At 73.5% G+C, this 19,467-nt stretch carries 19 protein-coding genes, 2 tRNA genes and 2 pseudogenes; 13 read left to right on the top strand and 10 right to left on the bottom strand.

Going from position 1 to position 19,467, the window contains the following annotated elements; all coding sequences use genetic code 11:
• Positions 1–62: 62 nt before the first annotated feature.
• Positions 63–794, bottom strand: coding sequence for a Clp protease N-terminal domain-containing protein (locus V1J52_RS18730; RefSeq protein WP_330141035.1), 732 nt, complete (start codon positions 792–794; stop codon positions 63–65).
• A 141-nt stretch (positions 795–935) separates the two neighbouring features.
• Between V1J52_RS18730 and V1J52_RS18725 the strand changes: the two genes are divergently transcribed.
• The 3 genes from V1J52_RS18725 to V1J52_RS18715 all read left to right on the top strand — a co-directional run bounded on the left by V1J52_RS18725 (position 936) and on the right by V1J52_RS18715 (position 3,534).
• Positions 936–1,550 (top strand): HhH-GPD-type base excision DNA repair protein, encoded by a 615-nt coding sequence (locus V1J52_RS18725; protein WP_330141034.1) that lies wholly within the window; start codon positions 936–938, stop codon positions 1,548–1,550.
• A 251-nt stretch (positions 1,551–1,801) separates the two neighbouring features.
• Positions 1,802–2,368 (top strand): TetR/AcrR family transcriptional regulator, encoded by a 567-nt coding sequence (locus V1J52_RS18720; protein ID WP_330141033.1) that lies wholly within the window; start codon positions 1,802–1,804, stop codon positions 2,366–2,368.
• Positions 2,365–3,534, top strand: a complete 1,170-nt coding sequence (locus V1J52_RS18715) for an FAD-dependent oxidoreductase (RefSeq protein WP_330141032.1) — start codon at positions 2,365–2,367, stop codon at positions 3,532–3,534. Before V1J52_RS18720 ends, V1J52_RS18715 begins: the two co-directional genes overlap by 4 nt.
• Before the next feature lie 9 nt (positions 3,535–3,543).
• On the opposite strand, the gene V1J52_RS18710 is transcribed toward V1J52_RS18715, so the two are convergent.
• Positions 3,544–4,260, bottom strand: a complete 717-nt coding sequence (locus V1J52_RS18710; RefSeq protein ID WP_330141031.1) for a GAF and ANTAR domain-containing protein — start codon at positions 4,258–4,260, stop codon at positions 3,544–3,546.
• Positions 4,261–4,753: 493 nt separating this feature from the next.
• Between V1J52_RS18710 and V1J52_RS18705 the strand changes: the two genes are divergently transcribed.
• Positions 4,754–4,915 carry a hypothetical protein gene (locus tag V1J52_RS18705; RefSeq protein WP_330141030.1) on the top strand — a complete coding sequence of 54 codons (162 nt, stop codon included), beginning with the start codon at positions 4,754–4,756 and terminating at the stop codon, positions 4,913–4,915.
• Positions 4,916–5,174: 259 nt separating this feature from the next.
• On the opposite strand, the gene V1J52_RS18700 is transcribed toward V1J52_RS18705, so the two are convergent.
• Positions 5,175–5,399, bottom strand: a complete 225-nt coding sequence (locus V1J52_RS18700; RefSeq protein ID WP_330141029.1) for a cold-shock protein — start codon at positions 5,397–5,399, stop codon at positions 5,175–5,177.
• Between V1J52_RS18700 and V1J52_RS18695 the strand changes: the two genes are divergently transcribed.
• Positions 5,398–5,520 (top strand): hypothetical protein, encoded by a 123-nt coding sequence (locus V1J52_RS18695; protein WP_330141028.1) that lies wholly within the window; start codon positions 5,398–5,400, stop codon positions 5,518–5,520. The two genes, V1J52_RS18700 and V1J52_RS18695, sit on opposite strands and share 2 nt — an antisense overlap.
• A gap of 84 nt (positions 5,521–5,604) precedes the next feature.
• Here the strand turns inward: V1J52_RS18695 and V1J52_RS18690 are convergent.
• Both V1J52_RS18690 and V1J52_RS18685 read right to left on the bottom strand, forming a co-directional pair.
• Positions 5,605–5,677 (bottom strand) — tRNA-Arg (locus V1J52_RS18690).
• Between the two features lie 157 nt (positions 5,678–5,834).
• Positions 5,835–5,924, bottom strand: a tRNA-Ser gene (locus V1J52_RS18685).
• A 294-nt stretch (positions 5,925–6,218) separates the two neighbouring features.
• Here V1J52_RS18685 and V1J52_RS18680 point away from each other — a divergent pair.
• Both V1J52_RS18680 and V1J52_RS18675 read left to right on the top strand, forming a co-directional pair.
• Positions 6,219–6,647: an SSI family serine proteinase inhibitor gene (locus V1J52_RS18680; RefSeq protein WP_330141027.1), complete on the top strand. Its 429-nt coding sequence runs from the start codon at positions 6,219–6,221 to the stop codon at positions 6,645–6,647.
• A gap of 196 nt (positions 6,648–6,843) precedes the next feature.
• Complete coding sequence (locus V1J52_RS18675; protein ID WP_330141026.1) at positions 6,844–10,557, top strand: response regulator; 3,714 nt, start codon at positions 6,844–6,846, stop codon at positions 10,555–10,557.
• 104 nt (positions 10,558–10,661) lie between these two features.
• On the opposite strand, the gene V1J52_RS18670 is transcribed toward V1J52_RS18675, so the two are convergent.
• The 3 genes from V1J52_RS18670 to V1J52_RS18660 all read right to left on the bottom strand — a co-directional run bounded on the left by V1J52_RS18670 (position 10,662) and on the right by V1J52_RS18660 (position 13,697).
• Positions 10,662–12,326 carry a long-chain fatty acid--CoA ligase gene (locus V1J52_RS18670; protein WP_330141025.1) on the bottom strand — a complete coding sequence of 555 codons (1,665 nt, stop codon included), beginning with the start codon at positions 12,324–12,326 and terminating at the stop codon, positions 10,662–10,664.
• A 186-nt stretch (positions 12,327–12,512) separates the two neighbouring features.
• Positions 12,513–13,169, bottom strand: coding sequence for a SigE family RNA polymerase sigma factor (locus tag V1J52_RS18665; RefSeq protein WP_330141024.1), 657 nt, complete (start codon positions 13,167–13,169; stop codon positions 12,513–12,515).
• A 297-nt stretch (positions 13,170–13,466) separates the two neighbouring features.
• Positions 13,467–13,697 (bottom strand): hypothetical protein, encoded by a 231-nt coding sequence (locus V1J52_RS18660; protein WP_330141023.1) that lies wholly within the window; start codon positions 13,695–13,697, stop codon positions 13,467–13,469.
• 561 nt (positions 13,698–14,258) lie between these two features.
• Here V1J52_RS18660 and V1J52_RS18655 point away from each other — a divergent pair.
• Both V1J52_RS18655 and V1J52_RS18650 read left to right on the top strand, forming a co-directional pair.
• Positions 14,259–14,558, top strand: a complete 300-nt coding sequence (locus V1J52_RS18655; protein ID WP_330141022.1) for a hypothetical protein — start codon at positions 14,259–14,261, stop codon at positions 14,556–14,558.
• Positions 14,509–14,862: a helix-turn-helix domain-containing protein gene (locus V1J52_RS18650; protein WP_330141021.1), complete on the top strand. Its 354-nt coding sequence runs from the start codon at positions 14,509–14,511 to the stop codon at positions 14,860–14,862. The genes V1J52_RS18655 and V1J52_RS18650 overlap by 50 nt, the downstream gene beginning before the upstream one ends.
• An 83-nt stretch (positions 14,863–14,945) precedes the next feature.
• On the opposite strand, the gene V1J52_RS18645 is transcribed toward V1J52_RS18650, so the two are convergent.
• Positions 14,946–15,578, bottom strand: coding sequence for a LysE/ArgO family amino acid transporter (locus V1J52_RS18645; RefSeq protein ID WP_330141020.1), 633 nt, complete (start codon positions 15,576–15,578; stop codon positions 14,946–14,948).
• A gap of 703 nt (positions 15,579–16,281) precedes the next feature.
• Between V1J52_RS18645 and V1J52_RS18640 the strand changes: the two genes are divergently transcribed.
• From V1J52_RS18640 to V1J52_RS26170, 4 genes and pseudogenes are all read left to right on the top strand, one after another.
• Complete coding sequence (locus tag V1J52_RS18640) at positions 16,282–16,689, top strand: hypothetical protein (protein WP_330141019.1); 408 nt, start codon at positions 16,282–16,284, stop codon at positions 16,687–16,689.
• Positions 16,690–16,860: 171 nt separating this feature from the next.
• A complete protein-coding gene (locus V1J52_RS18635; RefSeq protein ID WP_330141018.1) occupies positions 16,861–17,421 on the top strand; it encodes a DUF2243 domain-containing protein in 561 nt (186 codons plus the stop codon).
• Positions 17,421–18,254 carry a cytochrome c oxidase assembly protein gene (locus tag V1J52_RS18630; protein WP_330141017.1) on the top strand — a complete coding sequence of 278 codons (834 nt, stop codon included), beginning with the start codon at positions 17,421–17,423 and terminating at the stop codon, positions 18,252–18,254. The genes V1J52_RS18635 and V1J52_RS18630 overlap by 1 nt, the downstream gene beginning before the upstream one ends.
• Positions 18,255–19,041: 787 nt before the next feature.
• Positions 19,042–19,164: pseudogene (locus V1J52_RS26170) on the top strand (AlbA family DNA-binding domain-containing protein); the annotation flags it as partial.
• A 205-nt stretch (positions 19,165–19,369) separates the two neighbouring features.
• Here V1J52_RS26170 and V1J52_RS18625 read toward each other — a convergent pair.
• A pseudogene (locus V1J52_RS18625) lies at positions 19,370–19,467 on the bottom strand (IS5/IS1182 family transposase); the annotation flags it as partial.

Genomic DNA, 19,467 nt, shown 5'->3' with positions numbered 1-19,467 from the left:
ACGGCCCGGGGGCGCGGGTGGCGCGGGCGCGCAGGGGTGCGGGGGCGCGGCACGCGCCGCGCCTACTCCCCGGCGGTGAAGGACGCCAGGGCGGTGGCGACGTACTCCTCGACGGCCGCCTTGCGCACCCCGAGGCCGGTCAGCACGCCGTCACCGTTCTCCTGCTCCAGCAGCCCGAGGAGGACGTGCTCGGTGCCGACGTAGTTGTGGCCCAGCCGCAGCGCCTCCCGGAAGGTGAGTTCGAGCGCCTTCTGCGCCGATGGGTCGTAGGGAACGAGGTCGGGCACCTCCCCGGCGGACGGCGGCAGCGCCGTGACGGCCGCCCGCCGGACGGTGTCCAGCGTCATGCCCTGCGCGGTGATCGCCTGTGCGGCGAGGCCGTCGGACTCGCTCAGCAGGCCGAGCACGAGGTGCTCGGTCCGGATGCGCTCGTTGCCCGCCGCGCGGGCCTCGTTCTGCGACGCCACCACGACGTTCTTGGCCCGCGGTGTGAAGCGGCCGAAGCCCTGGCTCGGGTCGAGGTCGTTCGGCTGTGCCGCGTCCTTGGGCACGAACCGCTTCTGCGCCGCCTGCCTGCTGACGCCCATGCTCCTGCCGATGTCCGTCCAGGAGGCACCCGAGCGCCGGGCCTGGTCGACGAAGTGGCCGATGAGGTGGTCGGCCACGTCACCGAGGTGGTCCGCGGCGATGACCGCGTCGGAGAGCTGGTCGAGGGCGTCGGTGTGGACCTTCTTGATGGCCTCGATCAGGTCGTCGAGGCGAACGGTGTTGGTCATGCGCACTGGTTCTCCCATGCGTCAACCGTAGGTTGACACTTGACGTGCGTCAACCCGAGGTTGACAGTTTCCCCGGTCCGTCCGGTCCGTCCGGCCCGACCGCTCCGACCGCTCCCTCGACGGTGTGCGAGGGCTCCCGGGCGGGGCCACCATGAAGACATGACACCCTCCCTCCGCCTCGCGCAGCAGCCGGAAGCCGACGCGCTGCTCAGCCGCAGCCCGCTGGCCGCACTCGTCGGCATGCTGCTGGACCAGCAGGTCCCGATGGAGTGGGCCTTCTCCGGCCCCCACACCATCGCGCGACGGCTGGGCGACGACGACCTGGACGCCCACCGCATCGCCGCCTGCGAGCCGGAGGCGTTCGCCGGCCTGCTCGCCGCCAAACCCGCCGTCCACCGCTACCCCGGCGCCATGGCCAAGCGCGTGCAGCAGCTCTGCCAGTACCTCGTCGAGCACTACGACGGCGACGCCCAGGCGGTGTGGCGCGACGCCGCCTCCGGCGCGGAACTCCTGAAACGGCTGCACGAGCTGCCCGGGTTCGGGCGGCAGAAGGCGCAGATCTTCCTGGCCCTGCTCGGCAAGCAGCTCGGCGTCACCCCCGAGGGCTGGCGGGAGGCCGCGGGCCCGTACGGCGAGGAGGGCGCCCACCGCTCGGCGGCCGACATCACGGGACCGGAGTCCCTGGCCAAGGTCCGCGCCCACAAGCAGGAACTGAAACGCGCCGCGAAGCAGACCCCGGCAGGGCGGCGAGGACGCGCCGCCGGGAACGGCTGACCGCTGGCGCCTGACGACTCCCGGCGGAGCCCCGCCCCGTCCTCCCCCCCCAACGGCCGCCGGGGAGCCCGCGGACGCGGGACAGCCGCGCGGCGCCCTGCTTCTCACCCCGCCCGGCGCCGACGGCGCGGCCTCCGCACTTGTCCGGGGTTCCTCGGCGTCCTACGCTTTGGGCAGACGCCCAAAGCGGTCGCCCAGTACGTTCGCCCAAGGCGGGCATCCCAGGCGGCCCGCGGACCCCGGGAGCGGACATGGCCACGCAGGACGTACGGCGCAAGATGCTCGACGCGGCGGTGGAGCTGATCGCGGAACGCGGATGGTCCGCCGTCAGCACCCGCTCGCTGGCCGAACGCGCCGGTGTGGGAGCCGGGCTCGTCCACTACCACTTCGCCTCACTCGACGCGCTGCTCACCGAGGCCGCGCTCGACCGCATGCGCGGCCTCCTCGACGGACTCGCCGCCCTCCTCGACGACGCGGGCTCGCTCGACGCGGGTCTGGAGCGGCTGCTCGCCTCGCTCGACGGCCACTCGGCCCAGGACACCGCGTCGCTGCTGTTCTCCGAGGCGTACCTGCGGGCCGCCCGGGACGCCGCACTGCGGGACGGCATCGCGGACGTCCTCACGGACGCCCGGGACCGGATCGCCCGCTGGCTCACGGAACACGGTGCCGAAACCCCGGGACCGACGGCCGCCGTCCTGACGGCCGCCGTCGACGGCGTCATGCTGCACCGCCCGCTCAACCCGGCGCTGACCCCGGCGGCCGTGGGACCCGTACTCCGCCGCATGCTCACCCAGCGGGAGGCCGGTGACCACCGGTGAAGGCCGTGATCTGCGGCGCGGGCATCGCGGGTCTCGCCTGCGCCCAGCGCCTGGACACCCTCGGCTGGGACGTCGTCGTCCTGGAGAAGGCACCCGGGCCGCGCGCCCAGGGTTACATGATCGACTTCTTCGGCCCCGGTTACGACGCCGCCGAGGACATGGGCGTCCTGCCCGCGCTGCTGGACGTCTCCTACCGCGTCGAGGAAGCCGCGTACCGGGACGCACGCGGACGGCGCCGGGCCGGGCTCAGCTACGAGCGCTTCGCCGACGCCCTGGACGGCCGCCTCTTCAGCATCATGCGCCCCGACCTCGAACGAGCCCTGCGCGCACACCTGCGCCCCGGTGTGGAACTGCGCTACGGCACCGGCCCCCGTGCGGTGGACGACACCCCGGACGGCGTCCGCGTCACCCTCACCGACGGCACCGCCCTGGACGCCGACCTCCTCGTCGGCGCGGACGGCATCCACTCCACCGTCAGGGAACTCGTCTTCGGCCCGGAGGACCGGTTCCTGCGCTACCTCGGCTTCCACACGGCCGCCTACCTCTTCACCGACCCCGGACTGCGCGACGCCGTCGCCGGCCGGTTCAACCTCACCGACACCGCCGGACGCCAGATGGGCTTCTACGGCCTGCGGGACGGCCGCGTCGCCGCGTTCACCGTCCACCGCACTCCGGACCCGTCCCTCCCGGCCGATCCCCGGGCCGCCGTCCGCCGCGCCTACGCCGGGCTCGGCTGGATCACCCCACGCGCCCTCGATCTGTGCCCGCCGTCCGACGAGGTGTACTACGACCAGGTGGCCCAGGTCACCATGGACCGCTGGAGCCACGGGCGGACCGTGCTCCTGGGCGACGCCTGCTACGCCGTCTCGCTCCTCGCGGGCCAGGGCGCGTCCCTCGCCGTCGCCGGAGCCCATGTCCTCGCCCGGCACCTGGAACGGGCCGCGTCCGTCCCGGCGGCGCTGGACGGCTACGAACGCGCGTGGCACCCCGTCACCGTCGGCAAACAGCGCGTGGCCCGCAACGCCGCCCGCTGGTTCCTGCCCGGTTCCCCGTGGGAACTGCTGCTGCGCCGGATCGCCCTGCGCGCCACCGCGCTGCCGGGCGTGGACCGCTACGTCGCCACGGCCCTGGTCGGCAAGCCCACCACCGTCGTCCCCCGCCCCTGACGTCCCGGCTCAGGGACGTGGCCGGAGCCCGCGCTCCTGGGGCGGCCGCCCGCCGACGTTGGTCACCAGGTCGGCACACAGATCCCGGAGCTTGACGTTCCGGTTCTGCGAGGCACCGCGCAGCACGTCGAACGCCTGCTCGGCGTCACAGCGCCGCTGCCCCATGATGATGCCGATGGCCTGGTCGATGACGGTGCGCGACGCCAGCGCGGTCTGAAGGTGCTCCGCGAACTCCTGAGCGTCGGAGATCCGCTGCGCCAGCGCGATCGCACCGGTCGCCTCGGCCGCGATCCCGCGCAGCCGGGTCACGTCCGACTCGGCGAAGCCCTCCGGCTCGGCCGAGTACAGGTTCAGCGCGCCGGCCGTGTGGGTGCGGGCGGCGACGGGCACGGAGAACGAGGAGCGAACGCCGCTCGCCACGGCGTAGGAGGGGTAGGGGCCCCAACGCCGCTCGGCGAGCATGTCCGGCACCATGATCTCCTCGCCCAAGCGCAGAGCCCGCAGGCACGGCCCGTCGTCCAGCCCGTACTGCTTCTCGTCCAGCTCCGTGGCGCTGCTCCCCGCGCTGGCCACCGTCACGGGGCGGCCCTCGCGGCTGACGGTGATGCCGCATCCCCTGGCCGTCGGCGTGCACGCCAGCGCGTGGGCGGCCAGCGCGTCGAGAAACCCGTCGAGGGAGTCGGTCTCCAGCAGGAGACTCGTCAGATCCGGGCCGTCGTGTGCCATGGAAACCCCAGTGCGGACACCTCGCCCGCCGTAGATGCCGGTGAACGGCGCCAGGGGCTACGGGAGCGAGCCGAGAAGACCTCCCAGCGTCAGACGCCCACCCGGCCACAGCCGGACAGGACGCCGCCTCCAGCATCGCACAAACGTCCGCCCCACCCCGGGGCGGGAACCGCCCGACCCCGGGGCCCACGCCCGTCCCGCACCGTCGGACCGGCAACGATCGGACCGCGGCTCCGACCGGATCGGTCATGGGGCGCCGTACAGGCTGCGGGCCGGGGCGCGGCGGGCGTTGTCGGACGCCGGCGCCCGCTTGGATTGCTGTGCTTCGCTGCGGCAGAATTTCCTGGTGTCCCGGTCCTCAGGCGCTCATACCGCAGATCCGTGCCCCCGCTGCTTCCACGAGGCAGTCCGTCTGGGCGCACCGGCCCATCTCGCGGGCAGCCATGTGGTCGGATACAACTGCGACCGCTGCGGACATGGCTGGTCCCGGCCGGTGGAAACCGACCTGGAGGTGTACGACACCGTACGGGCAGACCTCCCACACGCAACGCTGTACGGCACCGTGTGGCAAGTGGAGGACGACCGGATTCTGATCCGCGGAACAGGCGGCGAACGGCTCCAATGGGTCGAGCGCTGGAGAGTCATCCTCTACTGATCTTCCTGCACGCGCCCTGGCCGACGACCGCCAGCCCGCACCCACGGTCCGCGTGGGGTACGAGTTCGAGGTGCCGGACTCGGCGGACGGAGGAGGCCGCGGACGAGGTCGGAACACGACGAGGCTGACGCGCGACTGCCGTAGGACTGCCAGCGGATGGGGCACGAGGCGCGGGTCTGCTGGGTGCTGAAGGGGGCGGTGGCGTGGCGGGCCGCCGGGGGACGTGGGCGGACGCCGTCGTCGGTGTCGGCTGTGGAGGTCAGGCGGACCGGGGCACGATGCTGACCGCGCGGTAGTCGTACCCGTCCTGCTTGAAGCCGGGTGCCTCCCACGTGAGGTCGACCTGCTGTCCGGGCGACAGCGTGCGGAAGCCGGTCACCTGGATGTCGGAGAAGTGACCGAAGCAACCGCCGGGGGTTTCGGGGGAGTCGAGGACGCCCCACCCCTCCTCGTCGTCCCACTGGCGGACAGTCGCAGTCACCATGGACGGAACCCTACGGCACTCGCGGATCGCCATGACGATGGAGGTCTACGCCGAGGCGGGCGAGGACGGGGTGCGCGACGCGATCGGCAAGCTGTCGGACGCGGTGGGCGGTAGCGGCTGACGCCGTTGCTGTACTTCGCTGCTCGCAGCCACAGCCACGGAAAAGCCCCCTCTGGGATGATCCCGAGGGGGCTTTGATCTGCTGCGCGCTCGGCAGGATTCGAACCTGCAACCTTCTGATCCGTAGTCAGATGCTCTATCCGTTAAGCTACGAGCGCTTGTCGACCCGGCGTTTTTCGGCCGGTCGGCGTTGCGGGAACAACATTACATGACCTCCGCCTGGAGACGAAATCCATTGCCCGCACCCGGCCTGAGCTGGGAAAACGCGAAAGCCCCGGCGCTCGGGCCGGGGCTTTGGTGATCATGGTGATCGAGCGGAGGCTCCGGGATTTGAACCCGGGATGGGGGGTAACCCCAAACCGCATTAGCAGTGCGGCGCCATAGACCAGACTAGGCGAAGCCTCCCGACACCCCGCTACGACGCGGCGTGTGCGCAGATGATGGCACAGCTTGCGGGGCTGCTGCCAATCGCCGCTCAGACTACCCGGCGGACGGGCGGCTGGGCAAAGCCCTCCGGCGGCCCACGGCAGTCCCGCCCGGGCCCGTTCCACGCGGCGCGGCTGCCCGGACGGGTTCCCCCGGGAGGGCGGTTCGCCCGGGTGGCCGGTGCTCCCTTCGGGTCGAGTTGCGCAACGGGGGGCGCGGTGCAGCGTTAGGTAGGTGGGGCCGGAGCGTGGCCCCTCACCCAAGGGAGCCGTCATGTTGCGCCGTACCGCCATCACCGTCGTCTTCACCGCCGCGCTGTCCGTTGTGACCGGGTCCGCGCTGGCCTGCCCGGCCCCGCCCCCCTCCCAGGCTCCGGCGGACCGGCTGGTCATCACGTACCAGGAGGAGGACGCGGCCGAGGCCGAGCAGTTCGAGCTGCGGTGCCACCCCGCCGGGGGAACGCACCCGGCGGCGCAGGACGCCTGCGCGGCCGTGGACCAGGCCACCCGCACCCGGGCCAGGAGTCTGTGGGAGCCGGTGGGCCAGGACGTGATGTGCACGCAGATCTACGGCGGCCCGCAGACCGCCCGGGTGACCGGAACGTGGGGTGGACGGCAGGTGGACTCCCGGTTCGAGCGGACGAACGGCTGCGAGATCGACCGCTGGGACGCCATGACGCCGGCGCTGCCCGAGGTGCGCTGACGCCCCCGGATGGCCCCGGAAACCCCCGGATTGGCCCGCTCCGGGTGGGTGCGGCGGCTTCCTCCCGCGTGCCGTCCGGCCGCCCGCATCCACCGTGGCACGACCGCCGGGTGCCCGTAGACTCCCTGTGTGACACGCCCGGCGCCGCAGGCAGACCGACCGGGCTCCCACGTGCACAGCAGGGAGGAACGCCGACGTGAGCAGCAGGCCGTCCCGAGGCGCTGCTCGCCTCGCCGCCATACTCGACGCCCTGCCCGACGCGTTGTTGCTGGTCAACGCGAACGGCACCGTCGTGAACGCCAACAGCATCGCCCTGGAGGTCTTCGAGGCCCCCGGGACCGCGCTCATCGGACGCGGGCTGCTCGACCTGCTGCCCGCCTTCGACTCCAAGCGCATCCCCGGGTCGATGCGCAGGCCCGATGAGCAGGTGGAGGGGCGGACGCCGCCGACGCGGATGATCGCGCGCCGGATCGACGGCGCCGAGTTCCCCGTCGAGGTCACGAGCGCGAACCTGGAGGACGGCCGCACCACGTACGAGTCGCCGTTCGAGGCGGCCTACGCCGACCACGGCAACAGCTACACCGGCAACGAGCTGCTCATGCTCGTGGTGCGGGACCTGACGGGCACGCTGGACACCGAGGCGGAGCTGGCGCGGCAGCAGCGGCAGACGGAGATGATCCTGCGGGCCGCCGCCGAGGGCGTGATCGGCACGGACACCGAGGGCCGGGTCGTGCTCGTCAACCCCGCCGCCGCGACGATCCTCGGCTACCGGGCCAGCGACCTGGGCGGGCAGCAGCTCCATCCGCTGGTGCACCACTCCCGGGCCGACGGTTCGCCGTTGCCGTACGAGGAGACGCCGCTGGCCGACACGCTGCGCTCCGGGCGGAAGCACCGGGTGCGCAGCCAGGTGCTGTGGGCGAAGGACGGCCGTCCGGTGCCGGTGGACATCACGACGGCCCCGGTGCGGGACGGCGACCAGCTCGTCGGCGCCGTCATCACGTTCACCGACCGGCGGGCGCTGGACTCGCTGGAGGCGCGGCACGAGCAGCTCCTCGCGGTGGTCAACGACGCGCTGCGCGGTCCGCTGGACGAGCTGCGCCGCCAGCTGGGCGGCCTCGCGGCGGACCCGGCGGGCCAGCTGTGGCCCGAGGCCAACCAGGTGCTGCACTACCTGTCCGCCGGGTACACGCGGATGACGACGCTCATGGACAACGTCATGAGCTTCCAGCGGCTGGAGACGGGGCAGGACGCGCTGGAGCGCAAGCAGGTCGCGCTGGACGCGGTGATCTCGGCGGGCGTCGAGGGCGCGGTGGAACTGATCGGCCCGGGGCGTGCGCAGTTCGCGGTGCACGCCCCGCCGGTGCAGGCCGTGGTGGACCCGGACCGTCTCGCGCTCGCCGTCGCCCACCTGATCGCGGACGTCGCCGGGGTGGACGCGACGGGCAACGCGACGGCCGGGGGCGGCGACTCGACGATCGTGGTGGCCGCCGCCAAGCGCGGGGGCGACGCGGCGGTGGCGCGGATCGAGGTGCGCGGCCCGCACGGCGGGGGCAGCCCGGTGCACCTGCCCGTGGTGCGCGGCATCGTCCGGCTGCACGGCGGTGTGCTCCAGACGCACGAGGTGCCGGGCGGCAGCGCGTACGTGCTGGAGGTGCCGCTCGGCGACGTGGACGAGAGCCTGGTGCCGGAGCGGAAGCCGGAGGCGGCTCCGGCGGCCCCCGGGGCGGCTCCGGTGCCGGGGCAGCCGGTCGCGGAGACGCCGACGGGGCGGCGGGCACGGCGTGCCCTGCGTCCGGTGGGCGAGGAGTCGGACGGGGCGGGCGATTCCGTGGCGGGCCAGATCCCGCAGCAGGTGGCGCCCGGTACCGGACGGCGGGGCCGTCGTGCCCGGCCCGGTCCGGAGGACGGGGCGGCGGCAGCAGCGGCTCCGCGGCGGGCCGCCTTCGCGCTGCCGCCCGCGGCGGCCGACCGGGCGCCGGAGACGGAACCGGCGGCGCCGGACGCGCCGGTTCCGGGGACGCCGGTGCCCGGTCCGGGCGGGCCGGGTCCTGCCGCGCCCGGAACCGGCGCGGCGCCGGGCGCCCCGGTTCCGTCACCCCGCGTGCCCGGTTCCCTCGAACGGGGCACGCCCGGCTCCCCCGGACCGCGCGTGCCCGGCTCCCCGGAACCGCGGGTCCCCGGCGCCCACGAACCGCGCGTCCCGGCCCCCCACGAACCGCCGCGTCTCCCCGTGCCGCCCGGCGCGCACGCCCCGGAACCGGGGGCGGGCGGTGCGTCCGGACCGGGGATGCCGCACGCCCCGGAACCGGGAGTCCCGGCCGGTGCGGCGGAACCGGCGGCCGTGCCGCAGGACCGGCCCACCGGGCGTCGCCGGAAGCCCGCGCCTCCCCAGGAACAGGCGCCCCCCGTGCCTCCCCGGGAACAGGCCCACGAGCCCGCCCAGGAGCCGCCGGGGGCGGAGGACCCGCACGCCGGACAGCCCATGGTGGCCCGCAGCCCGATACTGGGCGGCGACGCCCCGTACCCCGCGCCGCACCCGCCGCAGGCCCCGCAGCCGGGTCAGCCCGCGCTCCCCGCGCCCGGCGCGGAACCGCCCGCGGACTCCTCCTCGGGCGGCTTCAGCGTGCGCACCCTCGGCCAGGGCCTGCCGTTCGGCCGCCGCCCCGGCGAGACCGCCCCCGAGGAGGCGGAAGCCCCGCAGCCGGTGCTCCCGCCCCGCCCCCCGGTGCCGCCGACCCCGCCCCCGGACCCGTCTCCGGCGTCCGCGCAGGGCGCCCCCGCCGTCCCGTCCGGCAGCCAGCCCGCCCCCGCGACGCCGCCAGCCGGTACCGGGCGGCGCCGCAAGCTGGCCACGCCGCCCGCGGAGGGTGAACGCGAGCGCACCGCGACGCCGCCGCCCGAGCGCGCGCCCGAACGGCAGCACGTCCCCGAGCAGCCGCCCGCGCCCCCGCACCGCACACCGCACCGCCCGGCCGGTCCCGCCCCCGCGCCCGGAGCCGCGCAGGGAAGCGCCGGTCCCGCCCCCTCGGCCGCCTCCGACGGCCTGGCCCGGGAGTTCGCCATAGGCGCCCCGGCGGCCGGGGCCGCCGAGGGTCCCGAGCCGCTGGACGGCCCGAACGGCGCCGTCGAGGTCACCGACAGCGGCGCGGGGACGCCGCCGCGCCCCCGCGACATGGACGACGAACTGCCGCCCGAGCCGCTGGACAACCCCCGGCGCCTCCTCGTCTGGCCCGAGCCGGACGTCTCGACGCAGCAGGCGCTGACCGACCGCGGCTACCGTCCGGTGCTCGTGCACTCGCGTGAGGAGGTCGACGCGCAGATGGCGGCCTACCCGGCGGCCCTCTTCGTCGATCCGCTGACCGGCCCGATCACCCGGACCGCCCTCCAGTCGCTGCGGCAGGCGGCCGTCGCCGCCGAGGTGCCCGTCCTCGTCACGGCGGGGCTCGGGCAGGCCAGCAGGGAGGCGGCGTACGGAGCCGACCCGGCCGTCCTCCTGAAGGCGCTCGCACCGCGCGACAGTGAGCAGCACCCGCCCCGGGTGCTGCTCGTGGAGGAGCAGGCGGCGATCGCCGAGGCGTTCACCGCCACGCTGGAGCGCCGCGGCATGCAGGTGACGCACGCGTCGAGCGACAGCGAGGCGGCGGCCCTGGCGGCGCAGCTCCGGCCCAACCTCGTCGTGATGGACCTGTGCCAGATCCGCCGCCGCCGCGCGGGCGTCATCGACTGGCTGCGGGTGAACGGGCACCTCAACCGCACCCCGTTCGTCGTCTACACCTCCGCGCGCATGGAACCGGCCGAGCTGGACCTCCTCGCCTCGGGCGAGACGGTCCTGTTCCTCGCTGAGCGCTCGACGAGCGCCGAGGTGCAGGGGCGCATCGTGGACCTGCTGGCGAAGATCGGCGCGAACTAGCGGCCCACCGGCCCCCGGCCCCCCGGCACGCGAGCGCACACCCCGCCCGGGCGGACGCACCCGGGCGGACGTACGCGGGCGGGCGTACGTCCGCCGGGGGCGCGTCAGAGGGTGGTGACGTCCAGTCCGCCCTCCGCGTGCCGCTTCCGCAGCACCTTCTTGTCGAACTTGCCCACGGACGTCTTCGGCACCTCCGGGATCAGCGTCCACCGCTCCGGGAGCTGCCAGCGCGCCACGTGGCGGCCGAGGAACTCGCGCAGCTCCTCGAAGCCCGCCGTCGCGCCCTCCCGCAGCACGACCGTGGCGAGCGGACGCTCGCCCCACTTCTCGTCCGGCACCGCGACGACGCACGCCTCCGCCACGTCCGGGTGCGCCATGAGGTGCCCCTCCAGCTCCACGGACGAGATCCACTCGCCACCGGACTTGATGACGTCCTTGGCCCGGTCCGTCAGCGTCAGGTAGCCGTCGGGCGAGATCTTGCCGACGTCCCCGGTGCGCAGCCAGCCGTCGGGGCTGAACTTGTCCTCCGGCCGCAGCGGCTCGTCGGAGCCCGCGCCGCCGTAGTAGCCGCTGGCGATCCAGGGCCCGCGCACCTCCAGCTCACCGGTGCTCTCGCCGTCCCAGGGCGCGAAGGTGCCGTCGGGCGCCGCGAGCCGGGCCTCGACGGAGGCGGGCAGCCTTCCCTGGGTGAGCCGGTACGACCACCGCTCCTCCTCGCTCAGCCCCGCCGGCGGGTGGGAGACGGTGCCCAGCGGCGACGTCTCCGTCATGCCCCAGGCGTGCACGAGGGTGACGCCGTGCCGCTCCTCGAAGGCCCGCATGAGGCTCGGCGGGCAGGCGGAACCGCCGATGACGACCTGCGACATGGACGACACGTCGCGCGGGTTGGCCTCCAGCTCCGCGAGCAGGCCCTGCCAGATGGTCGGGACGGCGGCGCCCATCGTGGGCCGGAGGGTCTCGATCATCTCGGCGATGGGCCCGGGCTGGAGGAAGCGGTCCGTCATCAGCATCGAGGTGCCCGCCATGAAGGCGGAGTGCGGCATGCCCCAGGCGTTGACGTGGAACATCGGCACCACGGGCATGGACAGGTCACCGCTGCCCAGGGCGAACGCCTCGGAGGTGTTCGTCTGCATGGCGTGCAGGTAGATGGAGCGGTGGCTGAACAGCACGCCCTTCGGGTCGCCCGTGGTGCCGGAGGTGTAGCACAGGGAGGCGGCCTGGCGCTCGTCGATCTCCGGCCAGTCGTACGTCGTCGGACGCCCGCCGATCAGCTCCTCGTACTCGTGCACCCGTACCCCGGCCGCCTCGGCGGCCCCCGCGAGACCGGCCCGGTCGCCCTCACCCGCGACGACGACGTGCTCCACCGTCCCCAGGTGCGGCAGCAGCGGGATCAGCAGCGGCAGCAGCGTGCCGTTGACGATGACGACCCGGTCGGCGGCGTGGCCCGCGATCCAGGCGATCTGGGCCGGAGGAAGCCGCAGGTTCAGCGTGTGCAGGACGGCGCCCATGGAAGGGATGGCGAGGTACGCCTCCATGTGCTCGCCGTTGTTCCACATGAGGGTCGCCACACGTTCGTCGCCCGTGACACCGAGCTCGTCGCGCAGGCCGTGCGCGAGCTGCGCGGACCGCGCCCCGATCTCCGCGAAGCTGCGCCGCTGCGGCTCGCCCCCGCCTGTCCACGTGATGACCTGAGCGTTCGCGTGCACCTTCGCGCCGTGCGTGAGGATGCGGCTCACGTTGAGCGGTACGTCCTGCATCGTGCTGAGCACGGGTCCTCCCGGGTTACGTACGGGTAATCGTCCCGCGATTCTCATGGCATACCGCGCGGTATGTCACTACCCGGGAGCCGTGTCGTTCACCGGCGGAGCTTCGGACCGGGTCCGTTTGTCCGGCTCGGAGCACGCACGGGCACACCCGCCCGTGGACGTGGGGGCGGGCCTGACCGCCCCTGGCGGTCAGGCCGCGGCGTCCCGGGTGCCGGCGACGAGTTCCGGGTCCTCCCGCAGCTTGGCCAGCGCCCGGGAGACCGCGCTCTTGACCGTCCCCACGGACACCCCCATCACCTCGGCCGTCTGCGCCTCGCTCAGGTCCTCGTAGTAGCGCAGCACCACCATCGCCCGCTGCCGCGCCGGGAGCTTCAGCACCGCCCGCCACATCGCGTCCCGCACGGCCTGCTGCTCGGCCGGGTCGGGGGCGGGCGCCGCGTCCGGCTCGGGCAGCTCCTCGCAGGAGAACTCGTCCACGCGGCGCTTGCGCCACTGCGACGTGCGGGTGTTGACCAGCGCCCGGCGCACGTACCCGTCCAGCGCGCGGTGGTCCTCGATGCGCTCCCAGGCGAGGTAGGTCTTGGTGAGGGCCGTCTGGAGCAGGTCCTCGGCGTCGCAGGGGTTCGCGGTGAGGGAGCGCGCGGTGCGCAGGAGCACCGGCCCGCGCGCCCGCACGTAGGACGTGAACGTCGGCGGCACCGTCCGCTGCCCCACCGGCCGCGCGACGGAGCGCGGCGCGCGGTCGTCGCACGCGGCAGCACGGTCGGGGACGCGCTCGGCCGAGCGCTTCGGCACGAGCGGCGTGACGGTGGCGGTGATGCCGGCGGAGGCCCCAGGCGTGGTCATGGCTCAACGCTAGGAGCGCGCGCGGTACACGGGGATCGGCCGCAGGTGCCGAGCGTTCTCCGCCTCAGGTTGTAGTGCCCTTCGTACCGCACCTCCCAGGGGTGGAGGAGTCCCCGTCCCGCTCTCAGGGCTGCCCCCGACACGGGTCCGCGCCGCCCGCCGTCCCCGCGCCGCGCCGCGCCGCACGGCACCGTCCGTCCGCCGACACGGCAGCGCGGCCGCACCTCGGTGCGGCCGCGCTGCGCGTACCTCTCCGGTCTCCCTGACGCCGCCCTTCCCCAGGAGGCGTCTACTCCCTCACCAGAGCGGGGAGAAGGTGACGTTCACGTTCTCCTGGTCGATCGCCGTGATGGCCGGGCCACCGCTGACCGTGGCCGTGTTGGCCTGCTCGTTGGCCGTCACCTCCGCGAGCGCCCCGCCGGTCGCGAAGGCACCGTTGTCGGCCTGTGCCACACCGCCGGAGAGGGCTAACGCCAGGGGCACGGCGGCGACAGCGGCGGCCAGGCGAGCAGTACGGACACGTGCCATATTTCCTCCAGTTACGGACTCGGGGTGCCGCCGGGTCAGTTGGCCGACCGCCCGGCCACGGACGACATCGTCGGGCCAACGCTGCCCTGCGCAAACCCCTGCCAACCACCCACACCGGCGCGTTTCCCTCGCACGAATGACGACGTGTAGATAAACCTCTATCGCTCCTATGCGGCGCGTTCTCATCCCCGGCTCCGGCGTTCCGCCCCGCCGGGCACCGTGCCGACCGGCCGCCCACCGTGCCGACCGGCCGCGCGCCTCCGCCGACCGCCGTCAGCACACCCGTCCGCTTTCGGCCAATTCCTGCGGTGACCCGCCGTCCCCGCCACGCCTGTGGACCGCAGGGGAACCCGCGTGGGCGTCCCCCGCCCCTGGCCGGAACCGGACCGTCTCCGCCCATCCGACTGGAACCGCGCCGTCTCTCGCGCGAAGCTGTATGTCTACCCGTGTTGCGGCCAGCGGAGGAGGGGCTATCCGGTGCTGTGGTGGGTAGCCTGCATCTGGGGCCTCGGTGGCGCCGCAGCCGTCGAAGGACTCGACCTGTACCGGGCTATCCAGCGAGTGAAGGGGTTCCCATGGAACGTGCCGGGCGAGGTACCGCTGACGCCGTACTGCGTCGCGGTCGTCATCCGGACGGCCCTGGGCTCCGGGCTCGCAGCGGCCTTCGCCGCCTCAGAGCAGATCGCCGGGCCCCTGGGCGCCCTGATCGTGGGCATCGCCGCTCCGAAGATCGTGGAGCAGCTGATGCGCCACACCACGCCGTCCACGCTGGAACCGAGCAGCACTGCTGCCGAAGGAGGCACCGGCACTGATGTCCCACTCCTCGCTCAGCGCCGCGACGCGCAACTCCCTGGCCCGTGACACCCCGGCCTTCCGGCGGCCCTGCCGGCCGGCCCGCTCGGGCTTCTGGCACCAGGTCGCCGACGCCGTCAGCCGGTCCACGCCCGCCTACGCGGACGGGCCCATCGAGCCCTCGTCCCCGCCACGGCCCGCCACGACCGCTCTGACCTACGCGGACGCCGCCCGCGTGCTGGGCGCCACCCGCGCCGAGGTCCGCCGCCTCGTACAGAGCCGCCAGCTCCCCACCGTCACCCTGGACGGCGCCCCGCGCATCCCCGCGTCAGCCCTGCGCCACTACGCCCAGGGGCACCCCCGCGCGAGCTGAACGCGCCGGGGGGAGCCGCCCTTGCTGCAGCACCGCCAGCGGGGCGCGCGCGCCCGCCCTCCGCGGCGCCCGCCCCGCCGCGCCTAGAACAGGCCGACCGCCAGCCGCACCCCCAGCGCGCACAAGGCCACGCCGCAGACCCGGTTGATCCACGTCATGACGCGCGGCCCCATCCGGCTGCGGAACGAACCGACGAGAACCGTCAGCGTGCTGAACCACAACGTCGACGCCGCGGCCACCCCGGCGACGAACACCGGCACCTCCCCGTCCGCGAGCTGCGCCCGGAAGCCGCCGAGCAGGAGCGTGCCGTCGATCAGCGCCTGCGGGTTGAACCAGGTGAGGGTGAACGCCGTGGCGGCGACCGCACCCCAGGCGTAGGTGGCCGGCCCTCCCTCCGCCTCGGAGGGCCCGTCGGCCCCGGCCTTCCGGCGGGCCAGCCCGATGCCGATCCAGAGCAGGAAGGCGGCTCCGACCACCAGCATCGCCGTGCGCAGCCAGGGCAGCCACGTCAGGACGGCGCCCAGGCCGTACAGGCAGGCCAGCGCCAGGGAGATGTCCATCGCGGCCACCACCAGGGCGACGCGGAGGGACTTCCGCAGCGGCCCGCCCGCGGCGGACTGGATCACGTAGACGTTCTGCGCGCCGATCGGCGCCGCGTACGCGAGGCCGAGCACGAACCCTTCGAGCAGGACGGTCACCGGCCGGCCTTCGTCCACGCCGTGCACGCGCGCCGTACGACGTCCGCGGAGGACTCACCGCACGTCCGGCTGTACGTCTCGATGTGTGGCGTGACGGCCCAGCCGGGTGTGACCGTCCCGGCGCACGTGACCGTCCCGGCGGGCGGTAAGGCCGCCAGCACACCGGTCCCGCCTCTTCCCGGGGCGCACATCCGGGCGCCCTTCGGCATGCGTCTCCTCCCGCCGGACGGGACGTCGCTCAGGGGCGCGGACGGTATTCGGCCACCTGCCATGGCTTTCCTTCCACCGAGGCCTCTCACTCGAAAAGCACGAACGAAGCGTTCCGTTCGGGTGCAGGAAGCCGCACGGCACTCGGTCACGCGCACGTGGAGGAAACCGCTGGAACCGGAAACCGCGTGTCCGGTCATCCCGCGTCCGGCGTCGCCCGGCTCCGCACCCCGGCGCGCACGCCCTTGCTCCGCCCCCTGACGACCACCCCATGGTGGTCATGATCACTACGGTGGGTCAAGCTCTCCGGAGCGGAGGCATGACGCGCCCCGGGGAGGGCGGAGAACACGGGAGGCGCACGAGGAGCAGCCGCGCCGAACCCGTACCGGCACCGTGCGCCGGGGGCCGCCCCGGAACCCTCCCGAAACCCGCTACCGGTACCTCGCGCGGGCCCGCTACCGTACGACGGGAGCCCGCCCGGACCAGCACCCGGCGAGCCGGGGAGGAGGCCGGAATGACAGCGGTGATCCGCTTCGTCACCCACGTCGACCTGAACGACGGCGCCACGGACGCCCGGAACCTGTCGGTGTCGGCCCGGCTGGAAGCCGTACTCGCCGACGGCCGCAGCGTGACGCTGCTCAACGACCGGGGCTGGACGTCCACGCCCTTCGTCGCCCGCACGGCCGAGCCGCCCGACGTCAGGGCGTGGACCTCGGTCGAGGACATCGAGGAGACGTCCCGGATGGTGGTCGGACCGGACGAACCCTTCGACGGCTGGACCCACGAGGAGGCGGCCGCCGCCCACTGGGCCTACCTGGCGGACATCCTCAAGGGACACGGTGCCGACGTGCGCGCGGCGGAGCTGGCACAGCTGCCGCACGACGTCGCGCTCAGCGACCGCCTGCGAGCCCACGTCACCTGACGGCCCGAGGGCGCGGACGCCCGGCAGCCGATGGCTACCGGGGCGCCGGGCAGCCGGACGCGAGAACCAGCCGCGATGCGTAAGACTGCATGCGGCCATCCGGGATACCCCGTCCAGTCGGAGAGCACCCACACCGTTACCTACGGGTACCTACGGGACGGAGACGCGGCGATGGCAACCACCGTGGGCGGGACCAGGACCGGCCCGGCACCGGCCAGCCTGAAGCTGCCCGGAACCGTGCTGGGCGTCGGGCTGGGCGGGTTCGTCGACGGCATCGCGCTGCACCAGCTCCTGCGGTGGCACCACATGCTCACCAGCACCGACGACGACCGCATCGGGGTGAAGTACTACGACCCCGGCACCGTGTCCGGGCTGGAGATGAACACCGTGTGGGACGGCGTCTTCCACGCCGTGTGCTGGCTCGCCGTCCTGCTCGGCCTGGCCGTCCTGTACTCCCGGGTCACCCACAACCGGCGCGCGGTGTGGACGTCCCGCGTGCTGTGGGGCTGGGTCCTGGCCGGCTGGGGCCTCTTCAACCTCGTCGAGGGCGTCCTCGACCACCACATCCTCGGCATCCACCACGTCCACGGCGGACCCCACCAGCTCTGGTGGGACCTCGGCTTCCTCGCCCTGGGCGCCCTGCTGCTCGTCGGCGGCTGGCTGCTCCAGCGCAGCGGCCGCCCCTTCGACCCCGACGCCCCGGCAGCCCGCCGGACGGCACGAGACGCCTGATGCACCACGACGCGCATCCCGTGCACGGCAGCGCGGGCCCCGGCCTGCCGGAGATCCTGCCGCCCGCGCTCGCCGTGCTGGCCTGCGCGGGCGGCTACCTCCACCTCGTCCACCAGGCGCGGAGCCGCAACCCGGCGCGGGGCTGGAACCCCTGGCGCACGGCCGGATTCCTCACCGGGCTGGTCCTCCTCGCCGTGGCGCTCCTGCCACCGGTCGCGTCCTTCGCCCACGGCGACTTCCGCGGCCACATGGTCCAGCACATGCTCATCGGCATGTACGCCCCGCTCGCCCTGGTGCTCGGCGCTCCCGTGACGCTCCTGCTGCGGACCCTGCCCGCCCCCCGGGCCCGTCGGCTCACCTCGCTGCTGCACAGCCGTCCCGCCCGGTTCCTCGCCCACCCGGCCGTCGCCCTGCTGCTGTCCACCGGCAGCCTCGCGGTGCTCTACTTCACCCCGCTGTACAACGCCACCCTGGCCCATCCGGGCTGGCACTGGCTGCTGCACGCCCACTTCCTGCTGTCCGGCTGCCTCTTCGCCCACGCCATCGCCGGACCCGACCCCGCCCCCTCCCGCCCCGGCGTACGCACCCGCCTCGTCTACCTCGGCTGCGCCATCGCCGTGCACGCCACCGTCTCGCAGCTGATGTACGGCGGCTTCGGGACCCACATCCACGCCCCCATCCCCGAGGTGCGGGGCGGCGCGGAGATCATGTACTACGGCGGCGACATCGCCGAACTCCTCCTCGCCGCCGCCCTGGTAGCCACCTGGCGCCCCGAACGCCGCCCACACCCCACCCCGGGCACCCCACACGTCCCCGGCCCGGCGCGGGCGTAGGGCCCTCCCTGACGCCGCCTACGCCACCACCGGCAGGACCTCGTTCGGGCAGCCTCCAGCCGGTCTACCGCTGAAGCTCGGACACCCTGCTGAGCAAGAGGTCGCTCTGCTGCCTCACGAGGTCGGTGGGCGCGGCACAGCTCATCGAACTGACCACGAGCCACCGCATTCCGGAGTCCGCCAGCTTGCTCAAGATCCTTCCCTCACAGCACTGGCCAGCTTTCAAGTCAGTTGCAGACAACTGGGGCTGGAGACAACCGAGGTGAGTCTGGCCGGCTGCCGGACTGCCCAGTGGCCGCCCCCGGGACCCGGCGACCGTGAGAGCCACTGCCGCACCAGCCGGCAAGAGTGGCGAGCGATTCCCGCCCCGCGATCCGCAAGGAGGGGTAACCGATGAGTCCACACTCTGATCGCCTCGCGTTCGGCCCGATGCCTTCGACGGGCGGGCTCCGACTTCGAGGAGAGGACCACGGGCGGGTGCCGACGGGTGGGCCGTAGCGGTGGAGGGACTCCTATCCCGTCCGTCGGCGAACCAGGCAGATGGGACGGAAGTCGGGGACTGGGTGGCTGACGGCGATCGCCTCCGACTCGCCGACTCTCATGCAGACGATGCAACATCATGCAAGCCCCCTGAGCTCTCATGCAGTCTCATGAGTGTTCCGACACTTGCATGAGGGGTACTCTTAGGCACCACAGTGCTCAGGAGGTAGGCATGTGACTGAGAACGAGCTGCATGACTTGCTAGAGAAGCTTCGTCGGTTCGGCGGATCACTACACGTGCGAGGTTAAGCGCTCGCAGGGCGGCTTGCCAGCCACAATGTGGGAAACTGTGAGCGCGTTTGCGAACGCCCAAGGCGGACTCATTATCCTTGGCGTGGACGAAAATCCGGATTCACCGTTGTCGGTGTAAGCGAGCCAGCGAAGACTGAAGCGCATCTTGCTGCGGTGTGTAGCGAGATGGAACCGCCAGTGCGCGCCGAGATGGCCACCGTGGAGCTCGACAGGCATCACGTCATCCTCTGCCAGATCCCTCCGACACCACGCGACCAGCGCCCTTGCCACAAGAAAGATCGAGGCCCGTAGGCGGGATCCCGGCTTCGAGTCAGTGAGCCTCTTCAGCGTTGCCGCTCCAGGGTGAGGACAGCTTTGACGATTGACGTCATGCGGTTGGGGCTGCATCGGGATCTGCGGAAGATCCTCCAGGACTTCAGGC

Source organism: Streptomyces solitudinis (assembly GCF_036323765.1).
Classification (GTDB): domain Bacteria; phylum Actinomycetota; class Actinomycetes; order Streptomycetales; family Streptomycetaceae; genus Streptomyces.
Note: the sequence above shows the minus strand (reverse complement) of the source record. Positions and strands in the feature narration are given on the sequence as shown.

Excerpts from the sequence above, each read along its gene's own strand:
- V1J52_RS18660 (WP_330141023.1), bottom strand. The coding sequence starts at position 13,697 with ATGGCACGTGTCCGTACTGCTCGCCTGGCCGCCGCTGTCGCCGCCGTG.
- V1J52_RS18720 (WP_330141033.1), top strand. The coding sequence starts at position 1,802 with ATGGCCACGCAGGACGTACGGCGCAAGATGCTCGACGCGGCGGTGGAG.
- V1J52_RS18725 (WP_330141034.1), top strand. The coding sequence starts at position 936 with ATGACACCCTCCCTCCGCCTCGCGCAGCAGCCGGAAGCCGACGCGCTG.
- V1J52_RS18680 (WP_330141027.1), top strand. The coding sequence starts at position 6,219 with ATGTTGCGCCGTACCGCCATCACCGTCGTCTTCACCGCCGCGCTGTCC.
- V1J52_RS18640 (WP_330141019.1), top strand. The coding sequence starts at position 16,282 with ATGACAGCGGTGATCCGCTTCGTCACCCACGTCGACCTGAACGACGGC.
- V1J52_RS18710 (WP_330141031.1), bottom strand. The coding sequence starts at position 4,260 with ATGGCACACGACGGCCCGGATCTGACGAGTCTCCTGCTGGAGACCGAC.
- V1J52_RS18635 (WP_330141018.1), top strand. The coding sequence starts at position 16,861 with ATGGCAACCACCGTGGGCGGGACCAGGACCGGCCCGGCACCGGCCAGC.
- V1J52_RS18730 (WP_330141035.1), bottom strand. The coding sequence starts at position 794 with ATGGGAGAACCAGTGCGCATGACCAACACCGTTCGCCTCGACGACCTG.
- V1J52_RS18665 (WP_330141024.1), bottom strand. The coding sequence starts at position 13,169 with ATGACCACGCCTGGGGCCTCCGCCGGCATCACCGCCACCGTCACGCCG.
- V1J52_RS18700 (WP_330141029.1), bottom strand. The coding sequence starts at position 5,399 with ATGGTGACTGCGACTGTCCGCCAGTGGGACGACGAGGAGGGGTGGGGC.
- V1J52_RS18695 (WP_330141028.1), top strand. The coding sequence starts at position 5,398 with ATGGACGGAACCCTACGGCACTCGCGGATCGCCATGACGATGGAGGTC.
- V1J52_RS18650 (WP_330141021.1), top strand. The coding sequence starts at position 14,509 with ATGTCCCACTCCTCGCTCAGCGCCGCGACGCGCAACTCCCTGGCCCGT.
- V1J52_RS18630 (WP_330141017.1), top strand. The coding sequence starts at position 17,421 with ATGCACCACGACGCGCATCCCGTGCACGGCAGCGCGGGCCCCGGCCTG.